16 protein-coding genes are annotated in these 13086 nt (G+C 66.3%); 4 read left to right on the forward strand and 12 right to left on the reverse strand.

The window, feature by feature from the left end:
- Positions 1-11 precede the first annotated feature (11 nt).
- The 9 genes from AC07Y4_RS31510 to AC07Y4_RS31550 all read right to left on the reverse strand — a co-directional run bounded on the left by AC07Y4_RS31510 (position 12) and on the right by AC07Y4_RS31550 (position 4987).
- Positions 12-830, reverse strand: a complete 819-nt coding sequence (locus AC07Y4_RS31510; protein WP_495275606.1) for a zonular occludens toxin domain-containing protein — start codon at positions 828-830, stop codon at positions 12-14.
- Positions 830-1117 (reverse strand): DUF2523 family protein, encoded by a 288-nt coding sequence (locus AC07Y4_RS31515; RefSeq protein ID WP_341888382.1) that lies wholly within the window; start codon positions 1115-1117, stop codon positions 830-832. Before AC07Y4_RS31515 ends, AC07Y4_RS31510 begins: the two co-directional genes overlap by 1 nt.
- Entirely contained in the window at positions 1114-2535 is a 1422-nt protein-coding gene (locus AC07Y4_RS31520) for a virulence factor TspB C-terminal domain-related protein (RefSeq protein WP_495275607.1), read from the reverse strand. Before AC07Y4_RS31520 ends, AC07Y4_RS31515 begins: the two co-directional genes overlap by 4 nt.
- Positions 2525-2713 carry a hypothetical protein gene (locus AC07Y4_RS31525; protein WP_495275608.1) on the reverse strand — a complete coding sequence of 63 codons (189 nt, stop codon included), beginning with the start codon at positions 2711-2713 and terminating at the stop codon, positions 2525-2527. Before AC07Y4_RS31525 ends, AC07Y4_RS31520 begins: the two co-directional genes overlap by 11 nt.
- A gap of 18 nt (positions 2714-2731) precedes the next feature.
- Positions 2732-2938 carry a hypothetical protein gene (locus tag AC07Y4_RS31530; RefSeq protein WP_495275609.1) on the reverse strand — a complete coding sequence of 69 codons (207 nt, stop codon included), beginning with the start codon at positions 2936-2938 and terminating at the stop codon, positions 2732-2734.
- Positions 2939-2969: 31 nt separating this feature from the next.
- A complete protein-coding gene (locus tag AC07Y4_RS31535) occupies positions 2970-3941 on the reverse strand; it encodes a rolling circle replication-associated protein (RefSeq protein WP_495275610.1) in 972 nt (323 codons plus the stop codon).
- 190 nt (positions 3942-4131) lie between these two features.
- On the reverse strand, positions 4132-4281 hold the full coding sequence (locus tag AC07Y4_RS31540) for a hypothetical protein (RefSeq protein ID WP_495275611.1): 150 nt from the start codon (positions 4279-4281) through the stop codon (positions 4132-4134).
- Positions 4282-4477: 196 nt separating this feature from the next.
- Entirely contained in the window at positions 4478-4672 is a 195-nt protein-coding gene (locus AC07Y4_RS31545; protein ID WP_495275612.1) for a hypothetical protein, read from the reverse strand.
- Between the two features lie 3 nt (positions 4673-4675).
- Positions 4676-4987, reverse strand: coding sequence for a single-stranded DNA-binding protein (locus AC07Y4_RS31550; RefSeq protein WP_495275613.1), 312 nt, complete (start codon positions 4985-4987; stop codon positions 4676-4678).
- 143 nt (positions 4988-5130) lie between these two features.
- Between AC07Y4_RS31550 and AC07Y4_RS31555 the strand changes: the two genes are divergently transcribed.
- Genes AC07Y4_RS31555 through rapZ form a run of 4 tightly spaced genes read left to right on the forward strand, consistent with a single transcriptional unit; the run spans position 5131 to position 8893 of the window.
- The gene (locus tag AC07Y4_RS31555; protein ID WP_495275614.1) at positions 5131-5382 is read left to right on the forward strand and encodes a hypothetical protein; all 252 of its coding nucleotides are present in this window, start codon (positions 5131-5133) and stop codon (positions 5380-5382) included.
- 10 nt (positions 5383-5392) lie between these two features.
- Positions 5393-6298, forward strand: coding sequence for an NAD kinase (locus AC07Y4_RS31560; protein WP_062476290.1), 906 nt, complete (start codon positions 5393-5395; stop codon positions 6296-6298).
- A 37-nt stretch (positions 6299-6335) separates the two neighbouring features.
- Positions 6336-8018, forward strand: a complete 1683-nt coding sequence (gene recN / locus AC07Y4_RS31565; RefSeq protein WP_062476288.1) for a DNA repair protein RecN — start codon at positions 6336-6338, stop codon at positions 8016-8018.
- A 2-nt stretch (positions 8019-8020) separates the two neighbouring features.
- A complete protein-coding gene (gene rapZ, locus AC07Y4_RS31570) occupies positions 8021-8893 on the forward strand; it encodes an RNase adapter RapZ (RefSeq protein ID WP_062476353.1) in 873 nt (290 codons plus the stop codon).
- Between the two features lie 33 nt (positions 8894-8926).
- Here rapZ and mutY read toward each other — a convergent pair whose 3' ends face one another.
- From mutY to mutM, 3 genes are all read right to left on the reverse strand, one after another.
- Positions 8927-9961 (reverse strand): A/G-specific adenine glycosylase, encoded by a 1035-nt coding sequence (gene mutY, locus AC07Y4_RS31575; RefSeq protein WP_495275615.1) that lies wholly within the window; start codon positions 9959-9961, stop codon positions 8927-8929.
- A 40-nt stretch (positions 9962-10001) separates the two neighbouring features.
- Positions 10002-11975, reverse strand: coding sequence for a dynamin family protein (locus AC07Y4_RS31580; RefSeq protein WP_095949175.1), 1974 nt, complete (start codon positions 11973-11975; stop codon positions 10002-10004).
- A gap of 103 nt (positions 11976-12078) precedes the next feature.
- The gene (mutM, locus tag AC07Y4_RS31585; protein ID WP_354342281.1) at positions 12079-12894 is read right to left on the reverse strand and encodes a bifunctional DNA-formamidopyrimidine glycosylase/DNA-(apurinic or apyrimidinic site) lyase; all 816 of its coding nucleotides are present in this window, start codon (positions 12892-12894) and stop codon (positions 12079-12081) included.
- Positions 12895-13086 lie beyond the last annotated feature (192 nt).

Raw genomic sequence — 13086 nt, forward strand, 5'->3', positions numbered from 1 at the left:
GCCCCGAGAGTTCAGGCGCGCGAAATATTCCTTAAACCAAGGGTGACTTGGTGTCCTCGGATACGGGAAGCACTCCAGGCAGGCGCTACAGCAGCCTTTTCGACCGATGCCGACCCTACCCCCTTGGTTTCGACCTTCGCAGCCTCTACAGGCTTCGGATACAGCCGCCCCTGCATACGACCGTACACGCTCGGACCGAGCGCCGCGAGCATGACCAGGGCGAACACGATGCCGAAGATCACCGTAGGCACCGACCGCTTCTGCTTCGTGTGCAGCGAACTTGACCGGTAGACCTCCTCGGCCTTCTTCGAGCGACGCCACGGCTTCTTCGAGAACGAATTTTTGTAAAGCAGTGTCCGACTGACGCCGTCCCATTCGTAGATCGTCGCGTAGCGCGAGTTGCCCAGCTTGCGCACGTGGAAGTGCTGGCCGGCCAGCCGCACGATGGCCGCGTTAATCAGCATCGGATGCTGCGTGAGCAAATGCATGTCAACGCCGTAGTGCCGGTGCGTCTCCAACTCGGTGATGCACTTCGGCTGTTCCTTGTTGGCGCCAGTCAGCGGCCACGGCTTTTGCACCTCATCGAAAACGATCAAGTCGCCGGGCTTCACCCACTCATGCCAACGCATCAGATCGTCTGCATCGATCTTCTCGTGTTCCAGCAGCAGGCCGTTGATGTTCGTGAACAGCTTGCGCTTCACGGGCACCTTGTTGCCGTCCGCGTCGATGGCTTCCTCCATCCAGTCTTTCGCGGCCAGCGGCAGAAGCACCTTCTCGATCACCCCCGATGTTTTGCCGGACCCGGGGAGGCCCGTCCAAACGGTCATCATCAGCCGTTACTCTTTCCCATGATGCTCGTGGCGTTCTGGATCGACCACAGCATCAGCTTCGTGGTGCACGCGCCGAAGATGATGCCGATGGCTTTGCCTATGCCCATGTACAGCGCGAAGTTGAGCGTATCGCCCGACAGCGCACCCATCTGCGCGACGATCTGGGCCTTGAGTTGCCCGACCACCGCTTCCATGCCCACGATGGTGATGATGCTGAAACCGAGCGTGGCGAGAATCTTCGCAATGAGGGGCTGCATCATCGAAAGCAGCCATACGCCGAGCTTCATGTGCGCACCTCCTTTCCGGGCATCACGATCAAGAACGCAGCGAAGACGGCCAGCAGGATCACGAGCGCTCGCGCAGGCAATGCATAGCCACACAGCGTGGTCCAGTCCACGAGCTTGTAACTGTGCCCCAGCGTGCCGCTCGACCACTGCTTATCACTCGGGCAACTACCGCCGCCAAACACAGGCTCCTCCGCGTAGGTAATGGTCTTCGTCTCGCGCGGTATCTCACCCACTGGCGTGTCCAAATCAGCACAACCAACACTGTTCGGACGCTTCGCACATTCGTCCTCTTTCTCTGCATCCTCTGCGGTCGGCGTCGTCTCAGTACGGGTCGAACTGCGAACACTGTTGTCGGTGTTGTAGGTCGTCGTGGTCGTGACGTTGCTGGTGTTGTTGATGGTGTTGCCAGCCGTATTGAAGTTGTACGTGGTGCGCTCGACAGTTCGAGAGCCGTCCGGGTTGGTCGTGCTCTTCTCCGGCCCCTGAATCTGCGACGGGCCTGTGACTGTTGGGTTTGGCTGCGGGAACTCTGCCCCTCGCTCCAGTGCCTCACCCCAAACACGGCCGTCAGGAATGGTGTTCCGCATGTACGGCGCAATGTCATCCATCGAGGACGGCAACCAAGCTCCAGGCTGATCGGTCCCAGCAACCTTTACGACCCCGAATGGATAAGCCGCACGCGGCGTACCGTTGACCGTAAGCACCGTCAACTTGCACCATCCTCCGGTGCCAGCACCGCCTGTCGGCTCATAGACCACATCACCCCACTTATCACCGGCAACGGCTCCCACTCGCTCCTGCGGCGACAGCTTCCCCGCGAAGCTGTAGCACGCCTCCTCGGCACTTGATTGCCCACTGCGCTCACCGCCAACAAGCCACTGCGCGGTACCCGTGCCCTGGCGCTCCAACCCCCCTGTCTCCGGATTGATCCGACCACCCGACCGCGTAATCCATTCATAGAGAAATGGCAATGCCACCGGAAGACCCAAACACGCTACGGTAGCAATGCCACCAGTCGCAAACGTACAGCCAATAGCTGCCGCAGCGCCAAGAGCAGGCATAACCCAGTTAGATTTAGGCTCCTGAAATCCGGCCTGAAAAGGATAGCGCTGGCCCGCAATAATCGTTTCGCCACTAGAGGTCCGGTTCATCGTGGTACCGGTCGCCCCAGTTGGAACACCGTAGTTTCCTGCCTGAGTCCAGCCGCCCATGTTGGGAGACACGGGTATCGTGCTGCCGCCGCTGTTCGTCACAGGCCCCAGCGTGGTGCTACGCCCGTTGCTGGTCTGGCTGAGCCGACCAATGTTGTTCTTGTTGACTGCGTGGGCGTTCAGCCAAACGCAACCCAGAGCAGCAGCAAGCAGCCACCCGCGAACATGAATTCGATCGAAGAAGGCATAGCAGCCCTTAATGGTCATGAGGGGTTGCCTCGAAGAATTTCAGGAACTGCCGCGCGCAAAACACGACGATGGCAGCGCCAAGAAAGAGGCCGAAGACCAAGCCGATATCGGCGAGGTTGTCGGTGGAAGGTGGAGCGGGCGCAAGCTCGACCGTGATCGAGCAAGCAGCGCCGCACTCGATGGTTTGCGATGCCATTGCCCGCTCCGAGTCGGCTTACAGCCAACCCATCTTCTGGCCGAGCTTCTTCACCGCGTAGATCGCGATGCCGGCAGTGATCACCAGCCCGATGGCCTGCAGCACATCGGTCTTGTACTGGTTGATGGCTTCTTCACCGCCTGCGGGCAGTGCGGCCATGGCCGAAGTGCCAGCAGCCAGGACGGCGGAGGCGACAGCGGTGCGGAGTGCGTTGATGCGGTTCATTTTTCAAAAGTCCTTGAGGTTGTGCCGGTCGTCAATGAAGGTACGCAGCGGGACCGGCGTCCGCTGTGTTCGTGTGTTCTGGAAGCCAGGAGAAAGGTCCTGCCGCGTCGATGCGGCGCGGCGTGGTCCGCACTCGGATAAAGCTCTGAAAACCGCCGCCTGTTGGTGCGAACTCAGACTGGAGAAGCTCGCCGGTTTCATCATTGCGATAGCCGCCTCCCGTCGCAGGTCGGAAGCGGTCGGTGATCGCAGCATTGCCCTGCACATACGCAGGCCACAGAGCCCACCGACGAATAGCAGCGCCAACAGAGCAAATCCCTCCGACGCCGTGAATGCGTGCACCACGGGGAAACCCTCCGACGTTTTTGCTGTCCGCCTTCTTGGCGTAGCTCATGAGGTAGGCCACAGGATCGCGGCCCTTCTCGGTGTTGGTGAAGCCATGCGCCCACCAGCCTTTGCGGTCCGCCTGCGGCATGCTCACGCCGGGCGGAAGGAAGAAAATCGCGTGGTAGTGGATGACCCCTCGTCCCTGCCCGTCCTCGCGGCGCTTGCCGTCCTGCAACTCACCCACCCACACGTACTTGAGGCGTTGGCCGGGGCAACGGCCCTTGAACCACTCGCGGACCTTGCGCAGGTAGTCGGAGATATGCCGAGGACGCCAGTCGGCATTGGTGCCGCGATACGTGAGCGTCACCATCACGTTGTTTTCGCCGACGCCATCGCCCAAGTTCAGCAGGCACTTCGCGCCGACGCCCACGGCTTTGCGCAGCCGGGTGACTCGGGCTTGCGCCCGGTCGATGGTGATGCACCTCTCTGCCCACTGCATAGCGGTGGGCAGGGCATCAAAACCACTTGTTGATACTGAGACAAGCCCGCGCGCTGCGCGCGCTTCTGCGGTCTGAAGATCGCGCGCGGTTTGACGCTGCGAGAAGGCACGCAGCGCCTCCATGGAGGATGCGCGCGCGGCGTTGACTTCGTGCTGACGTGCGCCGAGGTAGCTCATGCCAGAGCCTTTCCGACGCGCACAGCTTCAGAAACGAACCTCGCACCCAAGACTGCGGCACCGACAGTCGCGATGACCAACGAAAGATCACCGCCACACATCAGCCACACGATGCGCGCGATACACGCAACCGCGAACAAGCAGCACGCAAGGATGCAACTTTTCACGACCTTGTTTTTCGCGAACCACTTCACAGCGCGGCCTCGATCAGCGATGCGGCCAGCACACGCACATTGCGCGCGATGACTTCTTCGTAGGGAGAAAGGGAACGCCACTCGCCTCCGTCGCGGGCTTCGAGCCAGTAACGGAGGCGGAGGAAGTTGCGGGCCTGCGAGCTCATTGCGACGTAGCACCGTCGAGGAACTCAGAGAAGATCCGCGCGCCCTCAACGCAGTGAAGGCAAGCGCACAGCTCACCCTCGCAACCGTCGAGCCCACACGCGGGATCGCCACGATGCGCGGCCATCTGCTCGGCCTCGGTGGCGAATTCGTGAGCCGTGCCGCAGTCTTGGCACAAGGCCCGAAAGCGCGGCGCGTTCACAGCGACTCCCCCGCAACCGGCACGCCCTTGTGCAGATAGGTCACGTCGATCACGACCTGACCCGCATCAGCCTCGGCGACGATGGACACGCCGTCGAGGTCATCGCCTACCGCATCACGCAGCAGGCCGAGAATCGCGCCTTCCAGCGCCGCCATGCGGGCGGCCTGGAGTGCCTCCGGAGAGACGTGCATGGCTTAGCCCTGCGACGGCTTCGGGTTGGGCTTGATCGCGACCAGACGCGCGGAGATGGCGAGATTGCCGCTGCGGTCCGGGTAGAGGCTCGAAGGGGCCAACGTGTAGTCGCCGACCGGGTGGAACAGGGCGGCGCCGTCCTTGTCCTTTTCGAGAATGATTTCGATCTTCGTGGGGTACGGATCAGGCTGACCGTCACGGCCAACGAAATGCATCCACACTGCTTGGAAGTTCAGGCTGTAGGGCTTGCCGGTGGCTTTGGCGTTGCCGCTTTGGTTGCGGACTTCGGTCGACGTTACCGAGATGCGGATCATGTAGGCTCCTAGTTACGTTAATCACATTGATTAACGCAGCGGAGCGTATCCATTAATCACCCTGTTTAACAAGGGCCGGCTATGCTTAAACAGGTTGAGTAACCGATATACAACACGAGTAATCTACGACTATGCAAAACACCATGACTCTGCTAGCCGCCGCCGAACAGGTCCAAGACCTCTCCGCGTGGGCCGCAAAACTTGGCCTGTCGAAGCAAGCCCTCTACACCGCAAAGTACCGGGAGCACCTCAGCCCCGCCGTGGCCGGAGCGCTGGCCGAAGAACTCGGCAAGAACCCCCAGGAGTGGATCGTGGTCGCGGCCCTCGAATCGGAACGCGATAGCGCCTGCAAAACTCGCATGGTCAAGCGGATGGGCAAGGTTTTGATGTTGTAATTTGTGAGCTATGACCTCACGCTTTCGTCACGTCGCCCTGATCGGCAAATACCAGGCTTCCGGCGCCCGGGCGCAAGCCGATGCGCGCGACGGCGTGATGGAAGGCATCGGCGCCTTCCTTGAATCACAGGGTTGCACGGTGTTCGTGGAGCGTTCGTCCTGCGAGGACACCGACGCCCCGCCGCACCCGCGCTACCAGGCGCTGTCGGTAGAGGAAATCGGCCAGCGCTGCGACCTCGGCCTCGTGGTCGGCGGTGACGGCACCATGCTCGGCATCGGCCGGCAGCTCGCGTGCTACGGCATCCCGCTGATCGGCATCAACCGCGGGCGGCTGGGCTTCATCACCGACATTCCGCTGGACAACTACCAGGCCACGCTGATCCCGATGCTGGCCGGCGAATACGAAGAAGACCACCGCAGCCTGATGCACGCGCAGGTGCTTCGCGACGAGGCCGTGGTGTTCGACGCGCTCGCGATGAACGACGTGGTGGTCAACCGCGGCGCCACCTCGGGCATGGTCGAGATGCGCGTGTCGGTGGGCCGCCATTTCGTGGCCAACCAGCGCGCCGACGGGCTGATCATCGCGTCGCCCACGGGCTCGACGGCCTACGCGCTGTCGGCCGGCGGGCCGCTGCTGCATCCGGCGGTGCCGGGCTGGGTGATGGTGCCGATCGCACCGCACACGCTGTCCAACCGCCCCGTGCTGCTGCCCGACGCCGACGAGATCGTGATCGAGCTGGTGAGCGGGCGCGACGCCAGCGCCAATTTCGACATGCAGTCGCTCGCCTCGCTCGCCATCGGCGACCGCGTGGTGGTGCGCCGCTCCGACTTCCGGGTGCGCTTCCTGCACCCGCGCGGCTGGAGCTACTTCGACACGCTGCGGAAAAAACTCCATTGGAACGAAGGGGGCTCCTGAATGAAGGACCACGCCCCCAGCTTGAGGACGAACTGAGATGGCTTTGCGACGCATCGCACTGCGCGACTTCGTGATCGTGCGGTCCCTTGAACTCGACCTGTCTGCCGGCTTCACGGTGCTGACCGGGGAAACCGGCGCCGGCAAGTCCATCCTGATCGACGCGCTGCAGCTGGCGCTGGGCAACCGCGCCGACGCCGGTGCCGTGCGCGAAGGCGCCGAGCGGCTCGACGTGAGCGCCGAATTCGACGCCGACCCGGCCCTGGCCGGCTGGCTCGACGAAGGCGGCTTCGAGGCGGGCGACGGCCTGCTGCTGCGCCGCACGGTCGACCTGCAGGGACGCAGCCGCGGCTGGATCAACGGCAGCCCCGCCACCGCCACGCAGTTGCGCGAACTCGGCGACCGCCTGCTCGACATCCACGGCCAGCACGCCTGGCAGAGCCTGACCCGCCCCGAGGCCGTGCGCGGCCTGCTCGACGCCTACGCGGGCGCGCGCACCGACGCGCTCGACGCCGCCTGGCAGAGCTGGCGCCAGGCGCTCTCGGCGCTCGAGCACGCACGCTCGGCGCAAGACTCGCTGCAGCGCGAGCGCGAGCGGCTGCAGTGGCAGATTTCCGAAGTCGCCAAGCTGGCGCCGGGTGCCGACGAGTGGGATGAGCTCTCCGCCCATCACTCGCGCATCTCGAACGCGCAAGCGCTCATCGACGCCGCCCAGGGCGCGAGCCAGGCGCTCGAAGACGACGACAACGGCGCCCTCGCCGCTCTCTCGCGCGCCGCGACGCTGCTGCAGAACTGCGAACACATCGAGCCCGAATTCCGCACGCTGGGCGAGGTGCTGGCCTCCTGCGTGGCGCAGGCCTCGGACGCGGCCCACTCGCTGCACGGCTACCTGCGCGACACCGACACCGATCCCAAGACCCTCGCCGAACTCGACGAGCGCATGGGCCTGTGGATGTCGCTTGCGCGCCGCTACAAGCGCACGCCGGCCGAGCTGCCCGCGCTGCTGGCCGGCTGGCAGGCGGAGCTGCAGGCGCTCGACGCGCAAAGCGACCTCGAAGGCCTGGAGCGCGCCGAACAGAACACCCAGCAGGCCTACATGAAGGAGGCCAAGGCCCTCGGCAAGATCCGCAAGCAAGCCGCGCCGCGCCTGGCCCAGGCGGTCACGCAGGCGATGCAGGGCCTGGGCATGCAGGGCGGGCGTTTCGACGTCGAATTGCAGCCGCTGGCACAGCCCGGCCGCGCCGGCCTCGAAGAAATCTCGTTCCTGGTGGCCGGCCACGCCGGCAGCACGCCGCGCGCCATCGGCAAGGTGGCCTCGGGCGGTGAGCTCTCGCGCATCGCGCTGGCCATTGCCGTGACGACCAGCGAACTGGGCGCCGCGCAGACGCTGATCTTCGACGAGGTCGATGCCGGCGTGGGCGGAGCGGTGGCCGAGACCGTCGGCCGCCTCATGAAGCAGCTCGGCCGCGACCGCCAAGTGCTCGCCGTGACCCACCTGCCCCAGGTGGCGGCCTGCGCCGACCACCACCTCGTGGTCGCCAAGCGCCAGACGACGGCGGCCGGCACGGACGGCCCGCGCACCGAAAGCGGCGTGTCGCGCCTCGCCGCCGACGACCGCGCCCGCGAAATCGCCCGCATGCTCGGCGGTGAAAAGGTGTCGGCCACCTCGCTGGCCCATGCGCGCGAAATGCTCGGCCACAAGACGCCGGCGACCGCCCCATGAACATGAACCTCGACCTCGTCCTCATCACCGGCATGTCGGGCTCCGGCAAGTCGGTGGCGCTGCACGCGCTGGAAGACGCCGGCTACTACTGCGTCGACAACCTGCCACCCGAACTGCTCACGGCCTTCATCGCCCTGCAGCACGAGCAGCAGGCCACACGCGTGGCGATCGCGATGGACGTGCGCAGCGGCGTGTCGCTGCCGATCGTGCCGCAGCAGCTCGAGGCGCTGCGCGCCGACGGCGTCTCGCTGCGCTCGCTGTTCCTCGACGCGACCACCGACGCGCTGCTGCGCCGCTATTCGGAAACGCGCCGGCGCCACCCGCTCTCGCGCCAGGAAAGCCGCACCGACGTGCCCGAGCAGCACCGCGTGCTGGTGCAGGCCATCGAACTCGAACGCGAGCTGCTGGCCGACCTGCGCGACGGCGCCGACGTGATCGACACCAGTCTCATCCGCCCCGCGCAGTTGCAGAGCTACATCAAGGGGCTGATCTCGGCGCCGCAGAACGCGCTGACGCTGGTGTTCGAGTCGTTCGCCTTCAAGCGCGGCGTGCCGCTCGATGCCGACTACGTGTTCGACGTGCGCATGCTGCCCAACCCGCACTACGTGCCGGCGCTGCGCGCGCTGACGGGCCGCGACGAGCCGGTGATCGAATGGCTGCGCGAGCACGACGACGTGGCGCGCATGTTCGACGACATCGAACAGTTCCTGACACACTGGCTCGACGCCCTGGCGCGCGACCACCGCAGCTACGTGACGGTGGCCATCGGCTGCACGGGCGGGCAGCACCGGTCGGTGTTCCTGGTCGAGCAGCTGGCGCGCGCCTTCGGCGCCCGCTGGGGCGCACTCAAGCGCCACCGCGAACTCGACGCCTGACGGCGGCGAAGCCGGCCTACCGCCGGGGACCGTTCAGGCCTCGGCGGTTTCCAGCAGCTTGCGCATCGGGGCAGGCAGCCCCAGCCGGCTCCACTCCTGCGCCTCGACCCAGCGCGCGCCCTCGCCTTGCGGCTGGACGCCCTGGAGCAGCACGGGGTGCAGGTGCAGGTCCTTGTGGGTCAGCACGTGCACGAAAGGTGGCAGTTCCTGCGTGTCATGCGCCGCACCCGACGGCAGGGCCGCGAGCAGGTCGTCGTGGCTGTCGAACACCGGCAGGCAATGCAGCCCCGCCCAGATGCCCTTGGCGGGCCGCTTCTCCAGCCACACGCGCCCTTGCGCGTCGCGCGCCAGCAGCACCCACAGCGACTGGGCGCTGCGCTTGAGCTTGCGCGTCTTCACCGGGTAGCGCTCGGGCGCGCCCTGGCGCAGGCCCACGCAGCTCGCGTTCACCGGGCAGATCATGCAACTGGGCTTGCGCGGCAGGCAGACCGTGGCGCCCAGGTCCATCAAGCCCTGCGTGTAGTGCGCCACCGCCTCGCGCTGGCCGTCCGGCGGCAACAGCTGCGTGGCGAGGTCCCACAGCGCACGCTCCTGCGCCGCCGACGACATGTCGCCGTCGAAACCGAGCACGCGCGTCAGCACGCGCTTCACGTTGCCGTCGAGGATGGCCACGCGCTCGCCGAAACAGAACGCCGCGATGGCCGCAGCCGTGGAGCGCCCGATGCCGGGCAGGGTCACGAGTTCGGCGGCGGTGTGCGGAAAGGCGCCGCCGAAGCGCGCGACCACCTCCTGCGCGCAGCGGTGCATGTTGCGCGCGCGGCTGTAGTAGCCCAACCCGCTCCACAGGCCGAACACCTCGTCCTCGGTGCCGGCGGCCAGCGCCGCCACGTCGGGGAAGCGCTCGAGAAAGCGTGCGAAGTAGCCCAGCACGGTCGTGACCTGCGTCTGCTGGAGCATCACCTCCGAGAGCCAGACGCGGTACGGATCGCGCGTGTTCTGCCACGGCAGTTCGCTGCGCCCGTGGCTGCGCTGCCAGCGCACGATCTGTGCGGCGAAATCGGGGGGCAGCGACACGGAAGTGGAAACGGCCGCCCGCGCGGCGGCGCGCTCAGGCCGCACGCAGTTGCTCGCCCGCGATGGCGGCGGCCGCGACAGGCGGCTGGCTGCCGTGCTGCGCGATCAGCGAGGTGAACTCGTGCAGCCGCTCCTGCAGCGCGGCCAGGTGGCTTTCTTGCGCGGCGATCTCGGCCAGCCGGTCGTCGAGGCTGCCCGCGGCGTTCTGGATGCGTTCGATCGCCTCGATGCGCTTGCTGAAATTGCGGCGGCGCTCCTTGAGCTGCGCATCGATCTGCGCGCTGGCGCCCTTGCTCCAGCGCTCGACCTCGGTCATGGCGGCTTCGTTGACGAGCCGCAACCGGCTGGCCAGCGCGCGCACGAGCTTGTCGCAGAAGTCGGCCTGCGCGAGCTTGATCAGGTTGCCCACGCCCAGGTAGTGGATGTGGCTGCGCTCGATCTGGCCCAGCTCCTGCTCGAAGCCGCTCAGGTCGGGCTCGGCCGGCGCCTGCAGCGTGAAGCCCTGCTCGGCGTTGAGCTGGCGGAAAGTGGCGTGCAGCATCGACTGGATCTCGGCCGTCGTCGCCTGCACTTCACGCAGGTTGTTGCGCAGCGCATCGAAGGTTTCGCCGTACACCTTGCGCACGTTGAACTTGACGCCGGGGCGCTTGAGCGCCGCGGCCAGCTTGACCATGTCGGCCTTGAGCGCCGTGCGCCCGAGCACCGCGTACACCTCGCGCAGCAGCTTGCCCTGCACCGAGCGCAGCGCCAGGATGCGGGTGTTGCTGCCCTCGAATTCAGCGTGTTCCTGGTCGATGCGCGCACGCATGTGGCGGATCACCGACACGTTCTTGCCGCGCAGGCCCTGCAGTTCGAGCGCCTGCTCCGACAGGTCGCGCTGGCGCACCTTCAGCAGGCGCTCGGCCTCGGTGCGCAACGCGGTCATGCCGGCATCGACGGCGAGCCGCAGCATGGTCTCTCGCTTGCCGAGCACGCCTTCGCCGAGCAGCGCCTCGAGCGCCGGCAGCCGGCTGGCGTCTAGCAGGGCCGCGTCGTGGCCGATCTTGGCCTGCAGGCCCTTCTGCGCGGACACCGGCAGCACCTGTGCCAGCGGCACTTCGAGCAGCCGAGCCGCGCCTTCGCGCTGGCGCTCGATCTGCTGCGCGATCTGTGCCGGGGTGCTCAGCGTGTCCCACAGCGTGTCGATCTTGTTGAGGACCACGAAGCGTGTGTCGTGGCTGTCGTCGCCGGTGATCAGGTGCTCGCGCCAGATCGACAGGTCGGAGCGGGTCACGCCGGTTTCGGCGCCCAGGATGAAGACGACGGCATGCGCCTGCGGGATCAGGCTCACGGTGAGTTCGGGCTCGGCGCCGATCGCGTTCAGGCCGGGCGTGTCGAGGATCACGAGGCCCTGCTCGAGCAGCGGGTGCGGCATGTTCAGCACCGCGTGGCGCCAGCGCGGAATCTCGACGCGGCCTTCGGCGTCCTGCACCGGGTTGTCGTCGGGCGTCTCGGGGTTCCAGAAGCCGAGCGCGCGGGCTTCGTCCTTGCTCACCCAGCGGACTTCGGCCACCTTGCCCATGGCGCGGGCCAGTTGCTCGGCGTCGCCCACCTCGATGGGCAGCTCGGTCCAGCGCGTGGGCCGCTCGCGCCAGTGGGCGAGCGAGTGCGGCTCCAGGCGGGTTTCGATGGGCAGCAGGCGCAGCTTGGGCGCCAGGGCGGCGTCGTAGCCCAGCTCGGTCGGGCACATCGTGGTGCGCCCGGCGCTGGCCGGCATGATCCGCCGGCCGTAGCCGGCAAAGAAGATCGCGTTGATCAGCTCCGACTTGCCGCGCGAGAACTCGGCCACGAAGGCCACCATGACCTTGCTGGTGCGGATCTGGTCTTCGAGGGCGCGCAGCCGTTCGGCCACAGCCTGGTCGAGCAGCTCGTTGTCGGTCAGCCAACGGGACAGCCACTGAAGGCGGCGGGCGAAGTTGCTCCGCCAGGCGCCGTGCTGATCGAGCTGTTGGTTGAAAGAGCGGCTCAAGGGGAAGATGTAAGTAAGAATTTACAAATATAACATCGCCACATGGCGAACGGGGTACCGGCAGGAGTTTGCCCCGAAGCAGCCGCCATCGGGCGCACCGTCCCTAGGATTTCTGGCAATGAGGACAGTAATAAGTAGAGCGCTGCCCCTGTTTCAACAGCCGGATCGGCGTGCCGCACACCCGGCACGGCTCGCCCGCGCGGCCGTAGACCGTCGCTTCGAGCTGGAAGTAGCCGCTTTGCCCGTCCACGTTCGAGAAGTCGCGCAAGGTGCTGCCGCCCTTCTCCACCGCCCGCGCCAGGATGTCGCGCACCGCCGCATGCAGCTTGGCCGCGCGCGGCCGGCTGATGCGCGCCGCTGACAACGTCGGTCGGATGCCGGCCATGAAGAGCGCCTCCGACGCGTAGATGTTGCCGACGCCCACCACCACGTCGCCCGCGAGCAGCACCTGCTTGATGGCCGTGCGTCGTTTCTTCAGCCCGGCATGGAAGGCGTCGAGGTCGAAGGCATCGCCCAACGGCTCCATGCCCAGTCCGCCGAGCAGCTTGAGGGCCCAGGGCGCCTCTTCATCGTCCACGTAGACCACGGCGCCGAAGCGGCGCGGGTCGTTCAGCCGCAGCGTGCCAAGCTCGGTGACAAGGTCGAAGTGGTCGTGCACGCCGGGCTCCGGCAGGTGGATGTCGAAACGCAGGCTGCCCGACATGCCCAGGTGCAGCAGCAGCAACCCGCGGTCCAGGTCGATCAGCAGGTACTTGCCGCGACGGCGCACCTCGCGCACGCGGCGCCCGACCAGCGCCTGCGGCACCACCATCAGCGCCCAGCGCAGCGGCTTGCCGATGCGCACGGACTCGATGCGCGCGCCGGCGATGCGGTCGGCAAAGCCGCGCCGGGTGACTTCGACTTCGGGTAGTTCAGGCATGAAAAGTAAAACTCCGGCAGCGACGAAGCCCCATGCGGCGCTCGTTCAAATGGCTGGATTATTATGGTCAGATGAACCCATCGCCCCGCCGTCACCGCCTTGCGGCGGCCGCGTCTCTCGTGCTGCTTGCCTACACAACGCACGCACAGTCCCTTGAACCCACCGCCGCCGGCAACCCGCCACCCGCCATCG

It is taken from the genome of Variovorax sp. GW460-12-1-14-LB1, from assembly GCF_059423605.1.

Excerpts from the sequence above, each read along its gene's own strand:
- AC07Y4_RS31510 (WP_495275606.1), bottom strand. The coding sequence starts at position 830 with ATGATGACCGTTTGGACGGGCCTCCCCGGGTCCGGCAAAACATCGGGG.
- AC07Y4_RS31515 (WP_341888382.1), bottom strand. The coding sequence starts at position 1,117 with ATGAAGCTCGGCGTATGGCTGCTTTCGATGATGCAGCCCCTCATTGCG.
- AC07Y4_RS31520 (WP_495275607.1), bottom strand. The coding sequence starts at position 2,535 with ATGACCATTAAGGGCTGCTATGCCTTCTTCGATCGAATTCATGTTCGC.
- AC07Y4_RS31525 (WP_495275608.1), bottom strand. The coding sequence starts at position 2,713 with ATGGCATCGCAAACCATCGAGTGCGGCGCTGCTTGCTCGATCACGGTC.
- AC07Y4_RS31530 (WP_495275609.1), bottom strand. The coding sequence starts at position 2,938 with ATGAACCGCATCAACGCACTCCGCACCGCTGTCGCCTCCGCCGTCCTG.
- AC07Y4_RS31535 (WP_495275610.1), bottom strand. The coding sequence starts at position 3,941 with ATGAGCTACCTCGGCGCACGTCAGCACGAAGTCAACGCCGCGCGCGCA.
- AC07Y4_RS31540 (WP_495275611.1), bottom strand. The coding sequence starts at position 4,281 with ATGAGCTCGCAGGCCCGCAACTTCCTCCGCCTCCGTTACTGGCTCGAA.
- AC07Y4_RS31545 (WP_495275612.1), bottom strand. The coding sequence starts at position 4,672 with ATGCACGTCTCTCCGGAGGCACTCCAGGCCGCCCGCATGGCGGCGCTG.
- AC07Y4_RS31550 (WP_495275613.1), bottom strand. The coding sequence starts at position 4,987 with ATGATCCGCATCTCGGTAACGTCGACCGAAGTCCGCAACCAAAGCGGC.
- AC07Y4_RS31555 (WP_495275614.1), top strand. The coding sequence starts at position 5,131 with ATGACTCTGCTAGCCGCCGCCGAACAGGTCCAAGACCTCTCCGCGTGG.
- AC07Y4_RS31560 (WP_062476290.1), top strand. The coding sequence starts at position 5,393 with ATGACCTCACGCTTTCGTCACGTCGCCCTGATCGGCAAATACCAGGCT.
- recN (WP_062476288.1), top strand. The coding sequence starts at position 6,336 with ATGGCTTTGCGACGCATCGCACTGCGCGACTTCGTGATCGTGCGGTCC.
- rapZ (WP_062476353.1), top strand. The coding sequence starts at position 8,021 with ATGAACCTCGACCTCGTCCTCATCACCGGCATGTCGGGCTCCGGCAAG.
- mutM (WP_354342281.1), bottom strand. The coding sequence starts at position 12,894 with ATGCCTGAACTACCCGAAGTCGAAGTCACCCGGCGCGGCTTTGCCGAC.